The organism is Cupriavidus sp. CER-90 (assembly GCF_057652055.1).
In genome coordinates this window covers 757,213-777,307 of sequence record NZ_JBYGYM010000001.1, presented here as the reverse complement: position 1 = coordinate 777,307, position 20,095 = coordinate 757,213, and the positions used below count along the sequence as shown (strand labels likewise).

At 68.0% G+C, this 20,095-nt stretch carries 19 protein-coding genes; 11 read left to right on the top strand and 8 right to left on the bottom strand.

Going from position 1 to position 20,095, the window contains the following annotated elements; translation table 11 throughout:
• Window position 1: 1 nt before the first annotated feature.
• Window positions 2-931 (top strand): LysR family transcriptional regulator, encoded by a 930-nt coding sequence (locus AC24R4_RS03455; RefSeq protein WP_487522234.1) that lies wholly within the window; start codon window positions 2-4, stop codon window positions 929-931.
• 269 nt (window positions 932-1,200) lie between these two features.
• Window positions 1,201-1,770 (top strand): hypothetical protein, encoded by a 570-nt coding sequence (locus AC24R4_RS03450; RefSeq protein WP_487522233.1) that lies wholly within the window; start codon window positions 1,201-1,203, stop codon window positions 1,768-1,770.
• A gap of 28 nt (window positions 1,771-1,798) precedes the next feature.
• Here the strand turns inward: AC24R4_RS03450 and AC24R4_RS03445 are convergent, their stop codons facing one another.
• On the bottom strand, window positions 1,799-2,113 hold the full coding sequence (locus AC24R4_RS03445) for an H-NS histone family protein (protein ID WP_092598452.1): 315 nt from the start codon (window positions 2,111-2,113) through the stop codon (window positions 1,799-1,801).
• A gap of 573 nt (window positions 2,114-2,686) precedes the next feature.
• A complete protein-coding gene (locus tag AC24R4_RS03440) occupies window positions 2,687-4,069 on the bottom strand; it encodes an NCS2 family permease (protein ID WP_400394101.1) in 1,383 nt (460 codons plus the stop codon).
• 489 nt (window positions 4,070-4,558) lie between these two features.
• Between AC24R4_RS03440 and AC24R4_RS03435 the strand changes: the two genes are divergently transcribed.
• Window positions 4,559-5,521, top strand: coding sequence for a chemotaxis protein (locus AC24R4_RS03435; protein ID WP_400394102.1), 963 nt, complete (start codon window positions 4,559-4,561; stop codon window positions 5,519-5,521).
• 355 nt (window positions 5,522-5,876) lie between these two features.
• On the opposite strand, the gene AC24R4_RS03430 is transcribed toward AC24R4_RS03435, so the two are convergent.
• From AC24R4_RS03430 to AC24R4_RS03410, 5 genes are all read right to left on the bottom strand, one after another.
• The gene (locus tag AC24R4_RS03430; protein ID WP_153946026.1) at window positions 5,877-6,533 is read right to left on the bottom strand and encodes a peroxiredoxin; all 657 of its coding nucleotides are present in this window, start codon (window positions 6,531-6,533) and stop codon (window positions 5,877-5,879) included.
• A 155-nt stretch (window positions 6,534-6,688) separates the two neighbouring features.
• Complete coding sequence (locus tag AC24R4_RS03425; RefSeq protein ID WP_400394104.1) at window positions 6,689-7,822, bottom strand: dihydrolipoamide acetyltransferase family protein; 1,134 nt, start codon at window positions 7,820-7,822, stop codon at window positions 6,689-6,691.
• A 23-nt stretch (window positions 7,823-7,845) separates the two neighbouring features.
• A complete protein-coding gene (locus AC24R4_RS03420; protein ID WP_400394106.1) occupies window positions 7,846-8,826 on the bottom strand; it encodes an alpha-ketoacid dehydrogenase subunit beta in 981 nt (326 codons plus the stop codon).
• Window positions 8,819-9,910, bottom strand: a complete 1,092-nt coding sequence (pdhA, locus tag AC24R4_RS03415; protein ID WP_400394107.1) for a pyruvate dehydrogenase (acetyl-transferring) E1 component subunit alpha — start codon at window positions 9,908-9,910, stop codon at window positions 8,819-8,821. Before pdhA ends, AC24R4_RS03420 begins: the two co-directional genes overlap by 8 nt.
• Before the next feature lie 171 nt (window positions 9,911-10,081).
• Window positions 10,082-11,065: an aliphatic sulfonate ABC transporter substrate-binding protein gene (locus AC24R4_RS03410; RefSeq protein WP_487522232.1), complete on the bottom strand. Its 984-nt coding sequence runs from the start codon at window positions 11,063-11,065 to the stop codon at window positions 10,082-10,084.
• Between the two features lie 210 nt (window positions 11,066-11,275).
• Here AC24R4_RS03410 and AC24R4_RS03405 point away from each other — a divergent pair, with 210 nt between their 5' ends.
• From AC24R4_RS03405 to AC24R4_RS03385, 5 genes are all read left to right on the top strand, one after another.
• On the top strand, window positions 11,276-12,154 hold the full coding sequence (locus tag AC24R4_RS03405; RefSeq protein ID WP_400394459.1) for a TauD/TfdA dioxygenase family protein: 879 nt from the start codon (window positions 11,276-11,278) through the stop codon (window positions 12,152-12,154).
• Window positions 12,155-12,196: 42 nt separating this feature from the next.
• A complete protein-coding gene (locus tag AC24R4_RS03400; protein WP_400394458.1) occupies window positions 12,197-13,222 on the top strand; it encodes an ABC transporter substrate-binding protein in 1,026 nt (341 codons plus the stop codon).
• A gap of 1 nt (window position 13,223) precedes the next feature.
• The gene (locus AC24R4_RS03395) at window positions 13,224-14,096 is read left to right on the top strand and encodes an ABC transporter ATP-binding protein (protein ID WP_400394457.1); all 873 of its coding nucleotides are present in this window, start codon (window positions 13,224-13,226) and stop codon (window positions 14,094-14,096) included.
• Window positions 14,097-14,115: 19 nt separating this feature from the next.
• Window positions 14,116-14,985, top strand: a complete 870-nt coding sequence (locus tag AC24R4_RS03390; protein WP_400394455.1) for an ABC transporter permease — start codon at window positions 14,116-14,118, stop codon at window positions 14,983-14,985.
• A 67-nt stretch (window positions 14,986-15,052) separates the two neighbouring features.
• Window positions 15,053-15,820, top strand: coding sequence for a class I SAM-dependent methyltransferase (locus AC24R4_RS03385; protein ID WP_400394453.1), 768 nt, complete (start codon window positions 15,053-15,055; stop codon window positions 15,818-15,820).
• Here the strand turns inward: AC24R4_RS03385 and AC24R4_RS03380 are convergent, their stop codons facing one another.
• Window positions 15,821-17,047, bottom strand: a complete 1,227-nt coding sequence (locus AC24R4_RS03380) for an MFS transporter (RefSeq protein WP_400394452.1) — start codon at window positions 17,045-17,047, stop codon at window positions 15,821-15,823.
• Between the two features lie 192 nt (window positions 17,048-17,239).
• Here AC24R4_RS03380 and AC24R4_RS03375 point away from each other — a divergent pair, with 192 nt between their 5' ends.
• The 3 genes from AC24R4_RS03375 to AC24R4_RS03365 all read left to right on the top strand — a co-directional run bounded on the left by AC24R4_RS03375 (window position 17,240) and on the right by AC24R4_RS03365 (window position 20,087).
• Window positions 17,240-18,013, top strand: coding sequence for an IclR family transcriptional regulator (locus AC24R4_RS03375; RefSeq protein WP_487522231.1), 774 nt, complete (start codon window positions 17,240-17,242; stop codon window positions 18,011-18,013).
• A gap of 236 nt (window positions 18,014-18,249) precedes the next feature.
• Window positions 18,250-19,491: a GGDEF domain-containing protein gene (locus tag AC24R4_RS03370; protein ID WP_487522230.1), complete on the top strand. Its 1,242-nt coding sequence runs from the start codon at window positions 18,250-18,252 to the stop codon at window positions 19,489-19,491.
• Window positions 19,492-19,613: 122 nt separating this feature from the next.
• Window positions 19,614-20,087 (top strand): PaaI family thioesterase, encoded by a 474-nt coding sequence (locus AC24R4_RS03365; protein WP_092598502.1) that lies wholly within the window; start codon window positions 19,614-19,616, stop codon window positions 20,085-20,087.
• The last annotated feature ends 8 nt before the right edge of the window (window positions 20,088-20,095 follow it).

Below are 20,095 nucleotides of genomic sequence, written 5' to 3'. Positions count from 1 at the left end.
CATGGATCGCATTGCGGACATCGGGCTTTTTCTGCGGGTTCTGGATCAGGGATCGATCAGCGCGGCGGCGCGCAGCCTGGACATCTCGGTGGCCGTGGCCAGCCAGCGCCTGCAGCGGCTGGAGCGCGATCTCGGCGTCCGGCTGCTGCATCGCACCACGCGGCGTCTGCATGCGACGCCAGAGGGGGCTGTCCTGGCGGACCAGGGGCGGGCGCTGGTCGAAGACCTGGAGGCGTTGTCGGGTTCGCTGCGGCAGTCGGGGTCCGGCATCACGGGCACGCTGCGCGTGACCACCTCGGCCTCGTTCGGGCGCCAGTACGTGTCGCCGCTGCTGACCGCGTTCCTGCGGCGATATCCCGGGGTCAACGTCAGCGTCCACCTGACCGACCATGTGCTGGATCTGGTCAGCAGCGGCTTCGACCTGGCGATCCGGATCGGGTCGCTGGAAGATTCCACGCTGGTGGCACGCAAGCTGGCGGACAACCAGCGGCTGCTATGCGCGTCGCCCGATTACCTGCGCGACCACGGCTGGCCCCAGACGCCGCAGGATCTGGCCCGGCACCAGTGCCTGGTGCTGGTGGGCGCGCAGGGACGCGCGGATGTCTGGCGGTTCGACGACGGCAAGGGCGGCGAGATCGCGGTGCGGGTGCGCGGCAGGGTGGAAGCCAATACGGGCGAGCTGCTGGCCGACGCGGCGCTGGCGGGGTTTGGCATCGCCATGCATTCCACCTGGCATGTCTGCGACGACCTGCGGGCAGGCCGGCTGGTGCAGGTGCTGCCAGACCATGCCATCGCGGTCACCGGCATCTACGCGGTCATGCCGCAGCGCCGGCTGGTGCCGCCGCGCGTGCGCGCGTTCGTGGACTACCTGGCCGAACACTGGAGCGTGGCGCCGCCGGGCATGCCCGGCTTGGGTTCGGGCCGAACCTGACCTACATTCATCCGTTGCGGGCCGTGTGGCGGGGGGGGGCGGCAGACCGTCCTTGAGCGCCCCGGTTGCCTATTTCTTGAGCAGTCCGGTGCGATACCGCACAGACTGGGCCCCGCCGGGGCGACATGGCAGGATATCCACAGAAACTGTGGATATCCTCAACGTGGTCCGGCCCACGTCGGCAAGATCGCTGAAAGGCTATGCTCTGGCATCAACCTCGGTCAACTGTCAGCTTCGCGCCCGCTATGTGCAGGATTCCGATTGCCGCCTTGCCTGTTGTCGTCGCCGTGGCCTTGCCGCTGGGGGGCTGCGTGTCATATTACCGCGTTCCGTCGGACGTGCCCTACGCCAGCGTACGCCTGCTGACCAGTACCGACGACCGGACGACATTCAACGTCCTGGACCCCGCCCGGTGTCCGTCGCCGCGTCCGCAGGTGCTGGCCGGCATGGGCCGCCAACTGGCCTCGATGGGACGCGATTCGACGCTGGACATGGCCGGCATTCCGCCCGAGCCGCCGTCGCGCACGCGCGAGCGCAAGGTCCTGCCGGGCAAGCGGATCTATGTCGCCGTGACGTCGTACGCCGCGCCGCCGGCCGACGAGGCGCGCTGCGCCGCCGGGGTGTCGTTCGTCCCCCAGGTCAATGGCCAATATGAAATCCGGTATATGCGGGACGAGGCCGCGACGCACTGCACGGCGCGCGTGCTGCGGCTGCAGCCCGATGCGCAAGGCGGTGCAACGGTGGTCCAGGAGCCCACGCAGCAAGGGTTCAGGGCGCTGCGGCCGGAATACCTGTGCGAGGCCGGGGCGGACGTGAAGGCGGGGGCGGGGACGCGCTAGATCGCACGTCCCGCGAATCGGTGGGAGATCAGGCCTGTTCGATCAGGAATCGCTCGGGACGCTTGCCCAGCCATGCCGGGGCGCGGCCACGACCGGACCACGTCTTGCCGGTCTTCGGATCGCGATACTTGGGCGGCAGGGCCGCGGCGGCCTTGTGTGCCGCGCCGCTGCCGGCCGGACGTCCGCGACGGCGTTTCGGGGCAATGTCTTCGACGGTCAGATCATAATCGGCCATCAACTGGCGAATCTGTTCGATCACGCTGGCCACTTCATTGGCGCGCACTTCGCTGAGCTTTGCTTCCAGTGCTTCTTTTTCAGCCAGCAGTTGCTTGTAAGTTGGCATTTTTGGATCCCCGTTCAGATTGGCGGTGCATTGCGTAGGGCTGCAAAACGATCCGCATAACAAAAATATTACAAGAATTATCCGGAAAAGCACGATTCAAACGCGAATTCCAACGTGAATCGCGAAAACATTCGTCACTGTCCGGGCGTCAAATCGGATTGCCCTGGCTTTTATCGGAATGTCCCGGAATCTATTTGGCGGTCAATGGCGCCGGTCTGCATCCTAACCAGAATTGGTAATGCGAGGCAACCGCAAACGTTGGATATTCGGGTAGGCGCCGGCGGCAATCGCGGCAAATCGATGTCGATTTTTATCCAGCGAAGGCCGTTGCTTTCGCTGGCCTTTCATTCTCGGGGCGGCCAGCCCGCCTGCACGATTGACAGTATTGGTATTTTTGTCAGGCGGGGGAATGGCCGGATGTGGATATAAAAAAAGGCCCCGGGGGAAAGTCCCGTGGGCCTGGAAATCCACCGGTCATCCCAGGTGGAGGAGACGCCGTTGCCTGCGCCGTGGCCAATCGATGGCCATCGATCGCCACGGCGGAATTTTTCTGATGTTCCGGGAGGACGCTTGTCAGATGGCCCAGCCGCCGGCGTAGAACGCGGCAAGCGCCACCGCAATGGCCACCGTGCCGACATTGAGCTTGCGCCATTCGCCGGCAACGATGCGGCCAATGACCAGCGTGCAGAAGCCGAGCATGATGCCGGTGACGATATTGCAGGTCAGCACGATAAATACGGCGCAGACCAGGCCGGACAGCGAATCGACCATATCGTCCATATGCAGGCGCGATACGCTGGACAGCATCAGCAGGCCCACGTACATCAGCGCGGGCGCCGTGGCGTACGACGGCACCAGGCCGGCCAGCGGCGAGAAGAACATCACGGCCAGGAACAGCAGGCCGACGGTGACGGCGGCCAGGCCGGTGCGCGCGCCGGCGGCCACGCCCACGGTCGATTCGATATAGGCCGCGGCCGGTGCGCCACCGAAGAACGCCGAGAAGATCGAGCTGACCGAGTCGGCGGTCAGTGCCCGGCCGCCATTGTGGATGCGGCCCGTGGCGTCAAGCTGGTTGGCCTGGCCGGCCACGGCGCGGATCGTGCCGGTGGCGTCGAAGACCGCGGTCATCACCAGCGCCAGCACGCTGGGCAGCACGGCCGCCGACAGGGCGCCGCGAATGTCCATCGCGCCGATCAGCGACGCGTGGCCCGGTGCGGACAGCGACGGCAGGGCAAACACGCCGGTGTACTTCACGGCCGGGTCGAACATCAGCCCCAGCGCGGAGATCGCGACGATCACGAGCAGGATGCCGCCCGGCACGCGGCGGCGTTCCAGGCCGAAGATTGCCGCCAGGCCCAGCACCGACATCATCACGGGGAACGCCGTGATGTGGCCCAGCGCCACCGGCAGTCCGGGGCCGGGGTTCTTGACCACCAGGCCCACGTCGTTGGAGGCGATCAGCAGCAGGAACAGCCCGATGCCGATGCCCGCGCCGTGCGCCACGCCCGCGGGCAGGTTGCGCAGAATCCAGGAGCGCACGCCCGTGACCGAGATGGCCGTGAACACCACGCCCATCAGGAATACCGCGCCGAGCGCCACGGCAGGCGACAGCTTCTGACCCAGCACCAGGCCAAAGGCCATGAAGGCGGTCAGCGAAATGGCGCAGCCGATGGCAATCGGCAGCCTGGCCCACAGCCCCATCAGCAGCGAGCCGAATGCCGTGGTCAGGCAGACGGCCACGAATACGGCGCTGGTGTCGAAGCCGGCCTTGCCCAGCATGCCGGGCACGACGAACACGGCATACACCATCGCCATGAAAGTGGTCACGCCGGCCAGCACTTCGCGCCGCTGGGTGCTGCCGCGTGAACGGATCTCGAAATACTGGTCGAGCTTGCCGCCGGCCTGCGGCGGTGCAGCGTCCACGTCCGTCACGGACGGATACGGCTGTTCGATCATGGTCTGTCTCCTTGCTGGGGCGCTGCGCGCGTCCGCGTACGGATCGGGCGTCAGCCTCGTCTCACGTGGTTCCGGGGGTGCGAGGGCGGAGTTGCCGCTGGCATCGGGCAAGGGGTGCGGGCGTCTCGTTCCTCGGTGTCCGACCACTTGGGCCGGGTGCCGGTCCGATGCCTCTGGCGGGCGGGATCCGGCGAGGCTCAAAGGTAGGCGAGCCATCCGCCAGGTTCATCATTGGCGCCGCATGCGGAACATGCCGTCGCCTGAATAACCACGGCCGGGCGGTGCCTGGGACGGCTCAGGGATTTCCCGCAATCGCCGCAGTCCGCCGTGCCGATGCCTGGAAGTGCCGGGAAGTGCAGAGAAAGGGGCCACCGATGCGTCACACCCGGCCGCCGTGGCACATGTCGGGCTAAAGGTCACGGCAGGGGCGCCGATAGCCCCTTGGCAACACCCATATCCACACATACCGAGCCGAAGCGGAGCCACAGCATGACCAGCGCGATGAGAGACATCGACGAGCGCACCAACCTGACCAACAACAACCAGTTCGAGTTGCTGTTGTTCCGACTTGGCGATGCGACGCATAGCGGACAGTCCGAACTGTTCGGCATCAACGTTTTCAAGGTCCGGGAAATCCTGGTCATGCCGCCGGTCACCACGGTGGTGGGCGCCGAGCCTTCGATCCTGGGCATGGCCGATATCCGCGGCCAGGTGATTCCGGTCATCGACCTGCCGCGCCTGCTGGAATGCAAGCCGAAGTCGGGCCTGAACATCATGCTGGTGACCGAGTACGCACGTTCGACGCAGGGCTTTGCGGTCGAGGCCGTCGAAGAGATCGTACGACTGGACTGGAGCCAGGTGATTTCGGCCGAGAACAGCGTCAAGGGCGGGCTGGTGACCAGCATCGCCAAGCTCGATGTCGGCGGCGACAACCCGCGCCTGGTGCAGGTGCTGGACGTCGAGCAGATCCTGCGCGACGTACTGCCGACCCGCCAGCCCGACGTCGACCCCGCCACGGTGGGCCCGCAGCTGAACCTGCGCCCGGGCAGCAAGATCCTGTGCGCTGACGACTCGGCGCTGGCGCGCGGGCTGATCGAGAACGGCCTCAAGGCCATGGGCGTGCAGGTGGTGATGACCAAGACCGGCCAGGAAGCCTGGGAGATGCTGGGCCAGATCGCCGAACTGACCGCCACCCAGGGCCGGCCGATCCGCGACGAAGTGGCGCTGGTACTGACCGACCTGGAAATGCCGGAGATGGACGGCTTCACGCTGACCCGCAAGATCAAGGCCGATGCACGGCTGAAGTCGCTGCCCGTCATCATCCATTCGTCGCTGTCGGGCGAGGCCAGCGAAGAGCATGTGCGCAAGGTGGGGGCCGACGCCTACGTGTCGAAGTTCCTGGCCAAGGACCTGGCCGATACGATCCGCGGCGTGCTGGCGCGGCATCCGTAAGCGAATAATCGGAAACAAGCCGGAAATACCGGAGCTGGAAATACCGGAGCCGGAAATACCGCGGCCGGACGTACCGGAAACTTGCGCCCCTCTCCCGTCATGCGGGCGAGGGGCGCGTCGTTTATGGGTTCTGGGACGCCCTGCATAAATCGCCGCCGAAGGCAATAAAACCCCCGCAACGGCGTTTGCACAAAAAAAAGGCAGTCCAGCTCATCTCAAGGCTGGCGCGGGTTTGCGGGCTGTCAAGAGGGCGATTATCCACGCAACCTGTGGATAGTTCCACAGGCCAGATGGACTAACTCAAACAGGTATACCGCGCCATTGACTCATCCCATCGAGTGACCCCGGCCACGGGTTACTTCGGTTGCGCCACCGTACGCAGATACGGCTTCAGCGTCTTGAATCCGTCCGGATATTTCTTCTTCGCGTCCTCGTCGGAAACCGAAGTCGGGATAATCACGTCGTCGCCGGGTTTCCAGTTCACGGGCGTGGCCACCGTGTGCTTGGCATTGAGCTGCAGCGAATCCAGCAGGCGTAGCACTTCGTCGAAATTGCGGCCGGCGCTCATCGGATAGACCAGCATGGCCTTGATCTTCTTGTCCGGGCCGATCCAGAACACCGAGCGGATCGTGGCGTTGTCCACGGCGGTGCGGGGGCCGCCGCCGCTGGCCTCCGGGTGGATCATGTCGTAGAGCTTCGCCACGGTCAGGTCCGGGTCGCCGATCATCGGGAAGTTCACGGCGGTGCCCTGCGTTTCCTCGATGTCCTTGGCCCAGCGCGAATGGTCGCCCACGGGGTCGATCGACAGGCCGATGATCTTTGTATTGCGCTTGTCGAATTCGGGCTTCAGCTTGGCCATGTAGCCCAGTTCGGTGGTGCAGACCGGCGTGAAGTCCTTGGGGTGCGAGAACAGGATGGCCCAGCTGTCGCCGATCCATTCGTGGAAATTGATCTTGCCCTCGGTGGTCTCTGCGGTGAAGTCCGGGGCGGTCTCGCCAATGCGGATGGCCATGGTCAGGCTCCTTCAGGTGGTATGCAGTTGTCGGATGGGATGTCCGGCACGCGCGGCAGTCGCCATGGCCGGGGCTATCCAGTATAGGAAGCCGGCGCGCGAATGCCCTCGTTCCGATGGCGGAATTTTCCCGGTAACGCGGGCGTCACTCGCCTCTAGTCCGGCCGTTCCAGGTCGGTGATGACCGCGCGCAGGAAGCGCGCCGCCTCGCCGCCGGTGACCACGCGGTGGTCGAACGTCAGCGACAGCGGCATCACGCGATGCACGGCCGGCTGGCCGCCGGCGGCCACCACTTCGTCGCGGATGCGCCCGGCACCAAGGATCGCCACCGTGGGCGGCACCACGATCGGCGCCGCGTAGCGGCCCGCGATCATGCCGAAGTTCGACAGCGTGATGGTATTGCCGCGCATTTCCTCGGGGGCGATGGTTCTGGCCTTGATGTCGGCCCGCATCCGGTCGAGCCCGTGGCGCAGGTCGGCCGCATCGCGCTTGCCCACGTTGCGCAGCACCGGCACGAACAGCCCTTCGGGCAGGTCCGCCGCAATCCCCACATCGATGCGATCAAGCAGATGGCGGCGGCCGGTGCGGCCCTCGTACCAGGCGTTGAGCGCGGGCTCGGCGCGTACCCCGGCCACCAGCGCCCGCACCAGGCGGATCGTGACGTCATGCCCGCTGGCCGTGCTGCCCACGGTCTGCCACGCGTGCAGGTCGGCATCGTCCATGACGGTGGCGGCGGCTACCTCGCTCTGCGCGCGCGCCATGTTCTGGGCCATGGCGCGCCGCACGCCGCGCACCACCTCCGCCGGGCCGACTTCGGCCAGCGTGGTGGCCACCCGCTGCACGTCGGTGGCGGTGATCACCCCGTCGCGGCCCGAAGGCGTCACCATGGCCAGGTCCACCGACAGCTTGCGCGCCAGCGCCCGCACCGCGGGCGTGGCCTTGAGGCCGTGGCCGCCCTGGATGCCGGCGGCGCCCACGCGCGTTTCGCCTTCGCGCACCACGTGCGTGCCCACCTTGACGTTGCCCACCACGGTACCCGCATCGTCGGCCGCGCCCGCGCCTTCGAAGCCCACCAGCGGGGCGCCCAGGTGGACGATGTCGCCGGGCTGCGCGTACAGCCTGGCCACCTGGCCGGCGAACGGCGACGGAATCTCGACGATGGCCTTGGCGGTTTCCACCGCCAGCAGCGGCTGGTCGGCCTGCACGGTGTCGCCGGGCTTGACGTGCCACGTCACGATCTCGGCTTCCTGCAGGCCTTCGCCCAGGTCGGGCAGCTTGAAGATCCGCATCGTTGTCTCCTGATGGGCGGTGCCTAGCCGGCGTCCAGTGCGCGCCGAGCCGCGTCCACGATCTGCGCCACCGACGGCAGGTAGCGGTGTTCCAGCCGCGCCAGCGGCACCACGGTGTCGTAGCCGGTCACGCGCTGCACCGGCGCGCTGAGCGAATAGAGCCCGGCATCGGCCAGGTTCGCCGCGATCTCGGCGCCGACGCCGGCCGTGCGTGGCGCCTCGTGCACGATCACGCAGCGGCCGCTTTGCGCCACCGATTCGAGGATCGTCTCCATGTCCAGCGGCTTGAGCGTGGCCACGTCGATCACGGCGGCAGCAATGCCCTCGTCGGCCAGCAGGTCGGCGGCGGCCAGCGTTTCCTGAACCATCGCGCCCCAGCTGACCAGCGTGATGTCGGTGCCGTCGCGCAGCGTGAAGCAGGCATCGAGCGGCAGCGCCTCGCCGGTGTCCTCCACCTCCTGCCGGAACAGGCGATAGAGCCGCGTCGGCTCGAAGACGATCACCGGGTCGGGGTCGCGGATCGCGGCCAGCAGCAGGCCGTAGGCGCGGGCCGGCGACGACGGCATGACCACGCGCAGGCCCGGGATATGTGCGAACAGCGCCTCCGGGCTTTCGGAGTGGTGCTCGGGCGCGTGGATGCCGGCCCCGCTTGGCGCGCGCACCACCAGCGGACAGCTGAGCCGGCCGCGCGTGCGGTGCCGCAGGTGGCCGGCGTGGTTCAGGATGTTGTCAATGGCCGGATAGATGAAGCCCGCGAACTGGATCTCCGCCACGGGCTTGAGGCCCATCGCCGCCATGCCGATGGCCGCGCCGACGATGCCGCCTTCGGCCAGCGGCGTGTCGATGACGCGCGCGTCGCCAAAACGCTGCTGCAGGCCCACCGTCGAGCGGAACACGCCGCCGTTGACGCCGATGTCCTCGCCCAGCAGTACCACGTCGGGGTCGTGTTCCAGCGCGTGGGCCAGCGCCAGGTTGACCGCTTCCACCATATGCAGTTCAGCCATGATGGGTCTCCTGGTCCTGCGCGGCGTAGCGTTGCGCGGTGTCGAGCTGGTCGGCCATCGCGGCCGGCAGCGTCTCGTAGAGGCAATCGAACATCGCCGAGACGTCGGGGTGGGGCAGTTGCAGATAGGCTTCCACGGCGGCGGCCACGGCCTGCTGGCATTCGCGGACCAGCGCCTCTTCCTGGCCGGCATCCCAGGCACCCACGCTGGCCAGGTAGTCGCGCATCCGCTTGATGGGCTCGTGCCGCCACGCGTCCTTGACCGTGGCGTCGTCGCGATAGCGCGAGGCATCGTCGGCCGTGGTGTGGTCGCCCAGCCGGTACGTGACGGCCTCGATCAGCGCCGGGCCGGCCCCGTCGCGCGCCCGTTCGATGGCGTCGCCCACGCGTTCGCGCACGGCAATGACGTCGTTGCCATCCACCTGCTCGCCCGGGATGCCGGCCGCAATGGCCTTCTGCGCCAGCGTGGCCGCCGCGGTCTGTTTGGCCCGCGGCATCGAGATGGCCCACTGGTTGTTGTTGATGACGATGACCAGCGGCACCTGCCACGCGCCGGCCATGTTCATGCCTTCGTAGAACGCCCCGTTGGACGTGCCGCCGTCGCCGATGATGCAGACCGCCACGCGCGGCTGGCGGCGCAACCGGAACGCGTATGCCACGCCGGCCGCATGGCCGACCTGGGTGCCGATCGGTACGCAATTGCCGAAGTCGTGCGGCACTGCCGCAAATCCGCTGCCCCGTTCGTCGCCGCCCCAATACAGCAGGCTCTCCGTCATGGTGACGCCCCGCACAAATTGCGCGGCATGGTCCCGGTAGGACGGGATCAGTACGTCGTCGGCCCGCATGGCCGTGGCCACGCCCACGCCGATCGCCTCCTGGCCCAGCGCCGACGCGAACGTACCGATCTGGCCCGTGCGCTGCATGGCGATGGCCTTAAGGTCGAACTGCCGGGTGAGCACCATGGCGCGGTACAGCGGCAGCAGGGCGGCGGGGTCGCGGGCGAAGGCGGGAAGGTCCGGGGCGGGCGCGCCCTCGGGCGAAAGATAGCGGGTGAAGCCGATGTCAAAGCGCGCAACAGTGCCCATGTGGTGGTCCCCTTGTGGTTCGCTGTGTCCTGTGCGGCGCAGCATCTTGTGGACGCTGCTGCCTTCGACTATAGGGCACGGAACAGGGGACGGGGCGTGCGGTGGCGCACGGCAGGACGTGCCGCGCGTTCAACCGCTCCCGTGGCGGGCGCGGTCAGGTATCGGGCATGGTCAGGCGGGCTTCCACACCGGCGAAGCGGCCACGGTGACCTTGCGCGGCAGGATGGCCTGGCCGGCGAAGGCGTCGGCGATGCGCTGCTGTTCGTCGAGCGCGGCGCCGTCCACGGGCAGTACCTGGTAGGTGCGCCGTGCGTTGGCGGCTTCAACGGTGGCGGCGTCCAGGCCGATCAGCGGTGCGTGCCATGCGGCGGCCTCGGCGGGGTTGGCCTTGATCCATTCGCCGGCGCGCCGCAGTTCGCCATAGACCGTGGACAGCACGTCGGGCCGGCGCCTGGCATAGGGCGTGGCGGCCAGGTAAAAGCGCCGGTAGCTCGACAGCTTCACGCCGTCACGCAGGATGCGCGCGTTGGCCTGGCGCTGCACCGCCGCCAGGAACGGGTCCCAGATCACCCAGGCGGCCACGCTGCCGCGCTCGAACGCCGCGCGGGCATCGGCCGGGGTCAGGTATGCGGGTTCGATGTCGCGCATCGACAGGCCTGCTTCGTTCAGGGCCTCCAGCAGCAGGTAGTGCGCGCCGGCACCCTTGGAGAACGCGACGCGCTGCCCCTTGAGCTGGGCCACCGACCGGATCGGCGAGTCGCTGCGCACCACGATGGCCTGCGCCGTGGGCGACGGCGATTCGATCGCGTAGTACGTCATGCTGGCGCCGGCGGCCAGTGCGAACGGCGGCACGGCATCGGCCACGTCGGCGGTCAGGTCGAGGTTCCCCACGTTGAGCGATTCCAGCAGCGGCAGCCCCGATGTGAATTCGTGCCACTGCACGCTGACCTTGCGCGGCGCCAGCGCCTGTTCCAGAACCTGCCGCGACTTCAGCCAGATCATCAGCGTCGACGACTTCTGGTAGCCGATACGCAGCGTCTCGGGCGCGTCGGCGGCCAGCGCCGCCGTGGACCAGATGGCGGGCGCGACGCCGGCGCCCAGGCCGGCCATGCCGGCCAGCACGATGCGCCGGCGGGTGGGGTTGGGGGATGACATTGCGGCAATCCTTCGAAAGAACCAACCCGTCAGCGTACGGAGTGCGGTGCGGCACTGGAACGAAGGAAAGTGCGCTTGCTTATGCGCCGGCCGCACAACGACGGGTCATATGCGCTGGCCGCATAACGGCGCGCGATTTGATTCGTTGTGTGCGGCGTCGAGGCTCCCTAGAGTGCAAGGCTTGTGCTTCCCCCAAGGCCAAGAATTGCCATGACGATTGCCGACGTAGATACCGTGCAGGATTTCGAGATCCGCCCGCTGGATGCCGCCCTCGGTGCGGAAGTGATCGGGCTCGACCTCGATCGGCCGCTGTCCGCCGAAGACTTCCGGCGCATCCATCGCGCCCACCTGGACCACCACGTGGTGGTGTTCCGCGACCAGCGCATCACGCCGGCCCAGCAGATCGCGTTCAGCCGTCGCTTTGGCCCGCTGCAGATCCATGTGCTGCACCAGTTCCAGCTGGCCGATCATCCCGAGATCCTGATCGTGTCCAACGTGCTGAAGGACGGCAAGCCGATCGGGCTGGGCGACGCGGGCCATTTCTGGCATTCGGACCTGTCGTACAAGGAAACGCCGAGCCTGGGCTCGCTGCTCCATGCCATCGAACTGCCGGCCGAAGGCGGCGACACGCTCTTCGCCAACATGCACGCCGCGTACGATGGCCTGCCGGCGGCGCTGAAGCAGAAGATCGACGGGCTCACCGCCGAACACACCTACCTGGCGCGCTACGCCGAGCTGCAGAAGCGCAGCCCCTGGCGGCCGAACCTGACGCCCGAGCAGATCGCGCAGGTCAAGCCCGTGGTGCATCCGGTGGTGCGCACCCATCCGGAGACCGGCCGCCGCGCGCTGTTTGTCAGCGAGCATTTCACGACGAAGATCGTCGGCCTGCCCGACGACGAAAGCCGCGCGCTGCTCGACGAACTGTTCGCGCACAGCGTGCGGCCCGAGTACGTCTACCGCCACCAGTGGCGCGAGCACGACCTGGTGTTCTGGGACAACCGCTCGCTGCTGCACCTGGCGGCCGGCACGCCTGACCACCTGCGCCGCGTGATGTTCCGCACCACGATCGAAGGCGATACGCCGTTCTGAGCCTCACCCACATTCCATCCAAGCGTCCCCGGAGCCTTACGCATGTCAGTATTTTCGTTCGCCACCCCCTTCGCCCGGCGTGCCGCGCTGGCCGTCCTGACCGCCGGCCTGGCATTGACCGGCACCGCGCACGCGGAGGGCAAGATCCGCATTGCCGAGCAGTTCGGCGTGGTCTACCTGCTGCTGAACGTGGCGCGTGACCAGCAGCTGATCGAAAAGCACGGCAAGCAGCAGGGTGTCGACGTCAAGGTGGAATGGACGCAGCTGTCGGGCGGATCGGCCGTGAACGACGCGCTGCTGTCGGGCGCCATCGACATCGCCGGTGCCGGCGTGGGCCCGCTGCTGACGCTGTGGGACCGCACGCACGGCCGCCAGAACGTCAAAGGCGTGGCGTCGCTGGGCAACTTCCCGTACTACCTGGTTTCGAACAATCCCAAGGTGAAGTCGATTGCGGACTTCTCGGACAAGGACCGCATCGCGCTGCCGGCGGTGACCGTATCGGTGCAGTCGCGCGTGCTGCAACTGGCCGCCGCCAAGCAGTGGGGCGACAAGGAGTTCAACCGCCTCGACAAATGGACCGTGGCCGTGCCGCACCCCGATGCCGCCGCCGCGATCATTGCGGGCGGCACCGAGATCACGGGCCACTTCGGCAATCCGCCGTTCCAGGAGCAGGAACTGGCCGGCAACCCGAACGCGCGCATCGTGCTGAGCTCGTACGACGTGCTTGGCGGCCCCAGTTCGGCCACGGTGCTGTACGCCACCGAGAAATTCCGCAACGAGAACCCCAAGACCTATCGCGCGTTTGTCGATGCGCTGGGCGAGGCCGCCGCGTTTGCGACGAAGAACCCCGAGGCGGCCGCCGACCTCTACATCCGGGTGAACAAGGCGAAGATCGACCGCGCGCTGCTGGTGAAGATCCTCAAGAACCCGCAGGTGCAGTTCAAGGTGACGCCGCAGAACACCTATCCGCTTGCCGATTTCATGCACCGCGTGGGCGCCATCAAGAACCGCCCGGCGTCCTGGCAGGACTATTTCTTCCAGGACCCGGCCACCGCGCAGGGGAGCTGACATGGCAGACGGATATCACGGCAACCACGGCAATCACGGCAACCCGCACCTGCGCGTGGTGCCCCATCCGCAGCCGCTGCTGCAGGTGGATGGCGTGTCGCTCGAATACCGCACGCCGACGCGCGTGGTGCGTGCCACGCACCGCGTGAGCTTCGACGTGCATGCGTCGGACCGCTTCGTGCTGCTGGGGCCGTCCGGTTGCGGCAAGTCGACGCTGCTCAAGGCCGTGGCCGGCTTCGTGCCGCCCGCCGAGGGCGAGATCCGGCTCGAAGGGCAGCGTGTGCAGGCACCGGGCCCGGACCGTATCGTCGTGTTCCAGGAGTTCGACCAGTTGCCGCCGTGGAAGACTGTCAGGCAGAACGTGATGTTCCCGCTGCGCCAGGCGCGCGGCCTGTCGAAGGCCGAGGCCAGCGACGTGGCCATGCATTTCCTGGACAAGGTTGGCCTGGCGGCCTTTGCCGATGCCTATCCGCACACGCTGTCCGGCGGCATGAAGCAGCGCGTGGCGATTGCCCGTGCGCTGGCCACGCGGCCCAAGGTGCTGCTGATGGACGAACCGTTCGCCGCGCTGGACGCGCTGACGCGCCGGCGCATGCAGGAAGAACTGCTGGCGCTGTGGGACGAGGCCGCGTTCACGCTGCTGTTCGTGACCCATTCGATCGAAGAGGCGCTGGTGGTGGGCAGCCGCATCCTGCTGCTGTCGCCGCATCCGGGCCGCGTTCGTGCCGAACTGAACAGCCACCAGTTTTCGCTGGCCAGCCAGGGCAGCGCGGAATTCCAGCAGGCTGCCCAGCGCATCCACGCGATGCTGTTCGACACGCCGGCCGGGGCCGATTCCGCTTCGGGCCGCGCCCGCCACGCCGCCACGCACTGAACGCTCCCACTGCCAGATCATGTCGACGATCCTCCCCACCCTGCGCCCCGAATACGAGCGCGAACTCGAACCCTTCACGGCCGTGCCGCTGTCCCGTGCGCTGCCGTGGTACCGGCAGCTGTGGCAGCAGGGCTGGCTGCGCAAGGCCTTGATCCTGCTGGTGCTGGCCGTTGCCTGGGAAGCCATCGCCCGCGTGCAGGACAACGACCTGTTGCTGCCGACCTTCCTGGCCACCGCGCGCGCGTTCGTGGCGGCCATCGCCAGCGGCGAGCTGCCGGGCAAGGCCGTGGTGTCGCTGTCGATCCTGTTGCAGGGCTACGCGGCGGGCATCGTGCTGGCGTTTGCGCTGACCACCGTGGCGGTGTCGACGCGCATCGGGCGCGATCTGCTCGATACGCTGACGGCCATGTTCAACCCGCTGCCGGCCATCGCGTTGCTGCCGCTGGCGCTGCTGTGGTTCGGGCTGGGTACCGGCAGCCTGGTGTTCGTGCTGATTCATTCGGTGCTGTGGCCGCTGGCGCTGAATACCTACGCGGGGTTTCGCGGCGTGCCCGAAACGCTGCGCATGGCCGGCCGCAACTATGGGCTGCGCGGCCTGCGCTATGTGGTGCTGATCCTCGTGCCGGCGGCGCTGCCGGCCATCCTGTCGGGCCTCAAGATCGGCTGGGCGTTTGCCTGGCGCACGCTGATCGCGGCCGAACTGGTGTTTGGCGCATCGTCGGGCAAGGGCGGACTGGGCTGGTACATCTTCCAGAACCGCAACGAGCTTTACACCGACCGCGTCTTCGCCGGGCTGGCCACGGTGATCCTGATCGGGCTGGCGGTGGAAGGGCTGGTCTTCACCACGCTGGAACGCCTGACGGTACGCCGCTGGGGCCTGCAGCACTGAAAGAAGCCGAGCCGCCCGCGGCGGTGCGACTTGTCGATGTCACGCCGCCGGCGTATCGTGCGGGGTCATGACGACAATCCATCATGCCGCCGCCCAGGGCTTCTCGTCCCAGGCCGATACCTACGCCCGCGGGCGTCCCGATTATCCCGCCGAACTCACCACCTGGCTGCGCGACACGCTGGGCCTGGCGCCCGGCAAGACCGTGGTCGACCTGGGCGCCGGCACGGGCAAGTTCACGCGCCTGCTGCTGCCCACCGGCGCCAGCGTCATTGCCGTGGAACCGGTCGATGCCATGCGGGCCCAGCTTTCGGGCAAGTTGCCGGCGGTGCGCGCCGTGCAGGGCAGCGCGGAATCGATGCCGCTGCCCGACGCCAGCGTGGACGCCGTGGTCTGCGCGCAGGCCTTTCACTGGTTTGCCAATGCCGCCGCCATGCGCGAAATCGGCCGTGTGCTGAAGCCGGGCGGCAGGCTGGGGCTGATCTGGAATGTGCGCGACGAATCGGTGGGCTGGGTGGCCAGGCTGACCGAAATCATGACGCCCTACGAGGGCGATGCGCCGCGCTTCTACAAGGGCGACTGGAAGAAGGTCTTCCCGGCCGATGGCTTCGGGCCGCTTGGCCTGACGCGCTTTCCCTATACGCATACCGGCGCGCCAGAGCAGGTGATCGTCGACCGCGTGATGTCGGTCAGCTTTATCGCGTCGCTGCCGCAGCCGGAGCAGGACGCCGTGCGTGCGCGCCTGCATGCGGTGATCGACGGCGATCCGGCGCTGCAGGGCCGCGACCAGGTGTCGTTTCCCTACAGCACCGAAGCGTATTGCTGCGAACGTCTGTAATCAGGTGGCCGGGGCGAGCTGGCCGCGATACCGCGCGGCCAGCAACTGGCTCAGCACCAGCGCCAGCACGGCGCTCAGCGCGGCAAACAGGTAGACGCCCGGGTAGTTGCCCTGCGCGGCGATCCAGCCGGCCACCGGGCCGGTCAGGCCCAGCGCGAAATCGAGGAACAGCGCATAGGCGCCCAGCGCCGAGCCACGATTGGTGGCCGGCACGCGTTTGACCGCTTCCATGCCCAGCGCTGGGAACACCAGCGAAAAGCCGAAGCCCACCACGGCCGCGCCCGCCAGCGCCTGCCAGGGCGCGTGGGCCATCCAGATGATGCCCAGGCCCGCGGCTTCCACGGCAAACGACACCAGCGCCACGGCATAGCCGCCGAACCGCGCGATGGCGTCGGCCATCACCAGGCGCGTCAGCACGAAGCAGGTGCCCAGCGCGGTCAGCGCCAGCGCGGCGTGGTCCCAGCCCTTGCTGTTGTAGTAAAGCGTGATGAACGCCGTGATCACGCCAAAGCCAACCGAGCCCAGCGCCAGGCACAGGCCGAAAGGCGTCATGGCGCGGAAGACGCGGCGGAACGGCAGGCGGTCGCCCTTGAGCACCGGCACCGGCGGGCGGCGTCGCGCCAGCAGCAGCGACGCGCCGGCAATCAGCGTGGTGACCACGCCAATCGTGCCCAGGCCGCCCCATTTGGCCAGCACCACGCCTGCCGGCGCGCCCACGGCCAGCGCGCCATACGTGGTGATGCCGTTCCACGAGATCACCTTGGCGGTATGCCGCGCGCCGGCGCTCCCGATGCCCCAGGCGATGGTGCCCGTGGTGACCAGGCTTTCGCCCGCGCCCAGCATCAGGCGTCCCGCCAGCAGCCAGGCCAGCCCCAGCCAGTCGCTTCCGGCGAACAGCGAAGCCACCAGAGTCAGCACGCCGCTGCCCGTGACCAGCGCCAGGCCAGTCAGCACCGAGCGTTGCGGGCCTTGCGTGTCGCACAGCGTGCCGGCCCAGGGGCGGCTCATCAGCGTGGCCAGGTACTGGATGCTCACCGCCAGCCCAGCCAGGACGGCGCTGTAGCCCAGGTCGCCGTGGACGAAGCCCGGCACCACGGCGATCGGCAGGCCAACTGCCAGATAGGCGATGAAGTTGAAGAACACGACGGCAAGAATGCGGCGGGTCACATCGCCAGCAGCGGATTCGCCATGCGGTGGCGTGATCGATGGATTACTCGGGGCGGACATGGGTGATTCAGGAGGCGCGGGTGGGCCGGGCTGCGGATCGCCTGGTACGACGACCTAGGGAAAACCCGGAAGGCGCCATCATACCGGCATTGCGGCCATCGCGCCGGGCATTGACGCGGCCGTGTGGTTGCATTGACAACAGCCGGGCCGTTCTATACGGTGGACGCCCGTTCCAATGTGTCCTGCCTGCCCATGCCACGCAAAGCCGCCCAGCTGTCCGAAGCCGACAAGAACGCCGCCGATGGCGGTGCGATTGCCGTCGATCGGGCGCTCTTCGTGCTGTCGGTCTTCCGCGAGGGCGACACGTCGCTGGGCCTGGCCGAATTGGCGCAGCGCAGCGGCCTGTACAAGAGCACGCTGCTGCGGCTGCTGGCTTCGCTGGAACATGCACGGCTGATCCAGCGGCTGCCCGACGGCCGCTATGCGCTGGGTTCCGAAGTGGCACGGCTCAACGCGGTCTACGCGGCGTCGTTCTCGCTGGAGGGGGTGGTGATGCCGGCCCTGCGCGAGCTGGTGCGCGTGACCCGGGAATCGGCCGCGTTCCACGTCGAGCAGGGCGAGCACCGGCTGTGCCTGTATCGCGTCGATTCGCCGCAGCCGGTGCGCGACCATATCCGCGCCGGCGACCTGCTGCCGCGTAACCGCGGCGCGGGCGGGCGCGTGCTGCGGGCCTTTGCCGGGGCGCGTGGCGAGATCTACCAGCGGATTCGCGACGAAGGCGTGATCGCCATGGTGGGCGACCGCAGCCCCGATATCGCCGGCGTGTCCTCGCCGGTGTTCGGCCCCGGTGGCGAACTGAAGGGGGCGCTGACCCTCACCTGCCCGACGCCGCGCTTCAGCGAGACCTTCCGCGACCAGGTGCTGGATGCCGCCCGCGCGTTGACGCAGGCACTGGGCGGCACGTTCCCGGAGGTCAGGCCGGCCAGCGCCGGATCGTTGACGACCACCCCGCCGCAGGACGACTGAGCATTCCGCCCAGCGGCGATCCGCAGGGGGCAAACCATTGCAAAAATGCGACGGGTACCCGGCTTGCCGGGGGTGCGCCCGGGCCGGTGAGCGGGCTATGATGCGTGCTTTCGCCGCTTCTTTTGCTGTCCCTGCGCGGCGTTCCCATTCGCTGTTCTTCACGTCCGGTCACCCAGCAAGGGTTAACGTGCATAACGGCAGCCGCCCCCGGTAGCTTTAAGAGGAAACGGATTCCCGTGCACCTGGCTCAGCAGACGATTCTGGTCGTCATGATGGTGGTGTTTTCCAGCACGCTGGTCATGGCCGCGGGGCTGGTTCTCGCGCTGCGCGCCAGCGAGGCAGGGCGTCTTTGGGCGGTCGGGCATGTGGTGGCATCGGGCGCCGGCCTGGTCGTGGCCGCCAGCGTCGCCGGCGAATCGCTGCAGCTATCGGCGCTGGGCGCCGGGGCCTATCTGATTGGCCGGCTGACCATCTATCGCGGCGTGCGTGTCTATTACGGACTGGCGGACCGTGCGCTACCGTTGCGCATCGTCGGCCTGATCACGCTGGTGCTGCTGGTGCTGATGTCCGGCCTGTCGGACGGCCGCGTGCTGCTGCACGGCGTGGCGTACGGCATGCTGGCCATGATCTCGTTCAGTACCATCGTCACGCTGTTGCGCAGCCGCCGCGGCCGCACCAGCATCGGCGGGCCGCTGGTGCTGGCATCGCACCTTGTGCTGCTTGGCTCGCAGGTGGCGGCGCTCAGCTACGGCGCCGCGTTCAAGGGACTGGCCATCACGCCGTTCTTCCTGCAGACCAGTGCGTCGATCTGGCCGCTGGCGCCGCTGGTGGCCGTGCTGCTGGGCCTGTTCGGCTTCAGCCTGATGGCGATGGAACAGATCATCGCCCGTAATGAAAGCGGCGCGCGCCTCGATGCGCTGACCGGCCTGCTCAACCGCGGCGCGCTGGACATGACCGCGATGGGTTTGGTGGCGCGCTGGCAGCGCGAGGGCGACCCGCTGTCGTGCCTGGTAATCGACGTCGACCATTTCAAGCGTGTCAACGACCGGCACGGCCACCACGCCGGCGACCAGGTGCTGCGCGATATCGCCGCCGCGCTGGACAACTCGCGGCGCGCGTCGGACATTGCCGCGCGCTACGGCGGCGAGGAATTCTGCATCCTCTGCCCGCATACCGACGAGCATCAGGCCACGGCGCTGGCCAACCGTATCCTGCGCAAGGTCAGGGCGATTGCGTTGCCCGATGGCGACGGCCCCGGCTGCGGCCATGCCAGCGTCAGCATCGGCGTGGCACAGCTGCATGGCGGACCGTCGAGCCGCGACGGCCTGTGGCGCAGCCTGTTCGCCGAAGCCGACCGTGCGCTCTACATGGCCAAGCAGCGCGGCCGCGACCAGTTCGTGCTGGCCTCCAGCATGCGGCCCGACGACCCCCCCGAGCCCGCCGTCCCGGCCGGACAGGACTGCGTCACCGCGGCGTGATGGCGGCCTGACGCCACGCCGGGTCCGGACGTCCTCCGCCGGCAGCTGCCGGGATATTGGGATAAGCTTGCCCGCTACGCTGCAAGCATCCTGATCCCCCCACAAAAAATACGGAGACGTGCGTGACCGACTATCACTATGGCGTGGCGAACCCCGCCGACATTGCGGGCATGACGGGCAAGGCCGTGCTGGAGGCCATTGTCGAAGGCCGGCTGCCGCAGCCGCCGATTGGCCAGGCGCTGGGTTTCTGGCTGGTCGAAGTGGGCGACGGGTTTGCCGCGTTCGAGGGCGATCCGGGCGCGCATCTTCTCAATCCGATGGGCACCGTGCATGGCGGCTGGGCGCTGACGCTGATCGACAGCGCCACCGGGTGCGCGGCCAATTCCGTACTACCCGCGGGCACCGGCTACACCACCGTGGAAACCCGGGGCAATTTCTCGCGCGCCATCAAGCCCGATACCGGGCGCGTGCGTGCCGAAGGGCGGGTCATCACGCAGGGCCGCCAGATCATCACCGCGGACTGCCGCGTGACCGATACCTCGGGGCGCGTGCTGGCGCATGGCACATCCACACTGCTGGTACTGCAGCCGCGCTAGCGGGCCGG

Coding starts and splice junctions, on each gene's coding strand:
- AC24R4_RS03455 (WP_487522234.1), top strand. CDS start 2: ATGGATCGCATTGCGGACATCGGGCTTTTTCTGCGGGTTCTGGATCAG.
- AC24R4_RS03445 (WP_092598452.1), bottom strand. CDS start 2,113: ATGCCAACTTACAAGCAACTGCTGGCTGAAAAAGAAGCACTGGAAGCA.
- AC24R4_RS03440 (WP_400394101.1), bottom strand. CDS start 4,069: ATGATCGAACAGCCGTATCCGTCCGTGACGGACGTGGACGCTGCACCG.
- AC24R4_RS03435 (WP_400394102.1), top strand. CDS start 4,559: ATGACCAGCGCGATGAGAGACATCGACGAGCGCACCAACCTGACCAAC.
- AC24R4_RS03430 (WP_153946026.1), bottom strand. CDS start 6,533: ATGGCCATCCGCATTGGCGAGACCGCCCCGGACTTCACCGCAGAGACC.
- AC24R4_RS03425 (WP_400394104.1), bottom strand. CDS start 7,822: ATGCGGATCTTCAAGCTGCCCGACCTGGGCGAAGGCCTGCAGGAAGCC.
- AC24R4_RS03420 (WP_400394106.1), bottom strand. CDS start 8,826: ATGGCTGAACTGCATATGGTGGAAGCGGTCAACCTGGCGCTGGCCCAC.
- pdhA (WP_400394107.1), bottom strand. CDS start 9,910: ATGGGCACTGTTGCGCGCTTTGACATCGGCTTCACCCGCTATCTTTCG.
- AC24R4_RS03410 (WP_487522232.1), bottom strand. CDS start 11,065: ATGTCATCCCCCAACCCCACCCGCCGGCGCATCGTGCTGGCCGGCATG.
- AC24R4_RS03405 (WP_400394459.1), top strand. CDS start 11,276: ATGACGATTGCCGACGTAGATACCGTGCAGGATTTCGAGATCCGCCCG.
- AC24R4_RS03400 (WP_400394458.1), top strand. CDS start 12,197: ATGTCAGTATTTTCGTTCGCCACCCCCTTCGCCCGGCGTGCCGCGCTG.
- AC24R4_RS03395 (WP_400394457.1), top strand. CDS start 13,224: ATGGCAGACGGATATCACGGCAACCACGGCAATCACGGCAACCCGCAC.
- AC24R4_RS03390 (WP_400394455.1), top strand. CDS start 14,116: ATGTCGACGATCCTCCCCACCCTGCGCCCCGAATACGAGCGCGAACTC.
- AC24R4_RS03385 (WP_400394453.1), top strand. CDS start 15,053: ATGACGACAATCCATCATGCCGCCGCCCAGGGCTTCTCGTCCCAGGCC.
- AC24R4_RS03380 (WP_400394452.1), bottom strand. CDS start 17,047: ATGTCCGCCCCGAGTAATCCATCGATCACGCCACCGCATGGCGAATCC.
- AC24R4_RS03375 (WP_487522231.1), top strand. CDS start 17,240: ATGCCACGCAAAGCCGCCCAGCTGTCCGAAGCCGACAAGAACGCCGCC.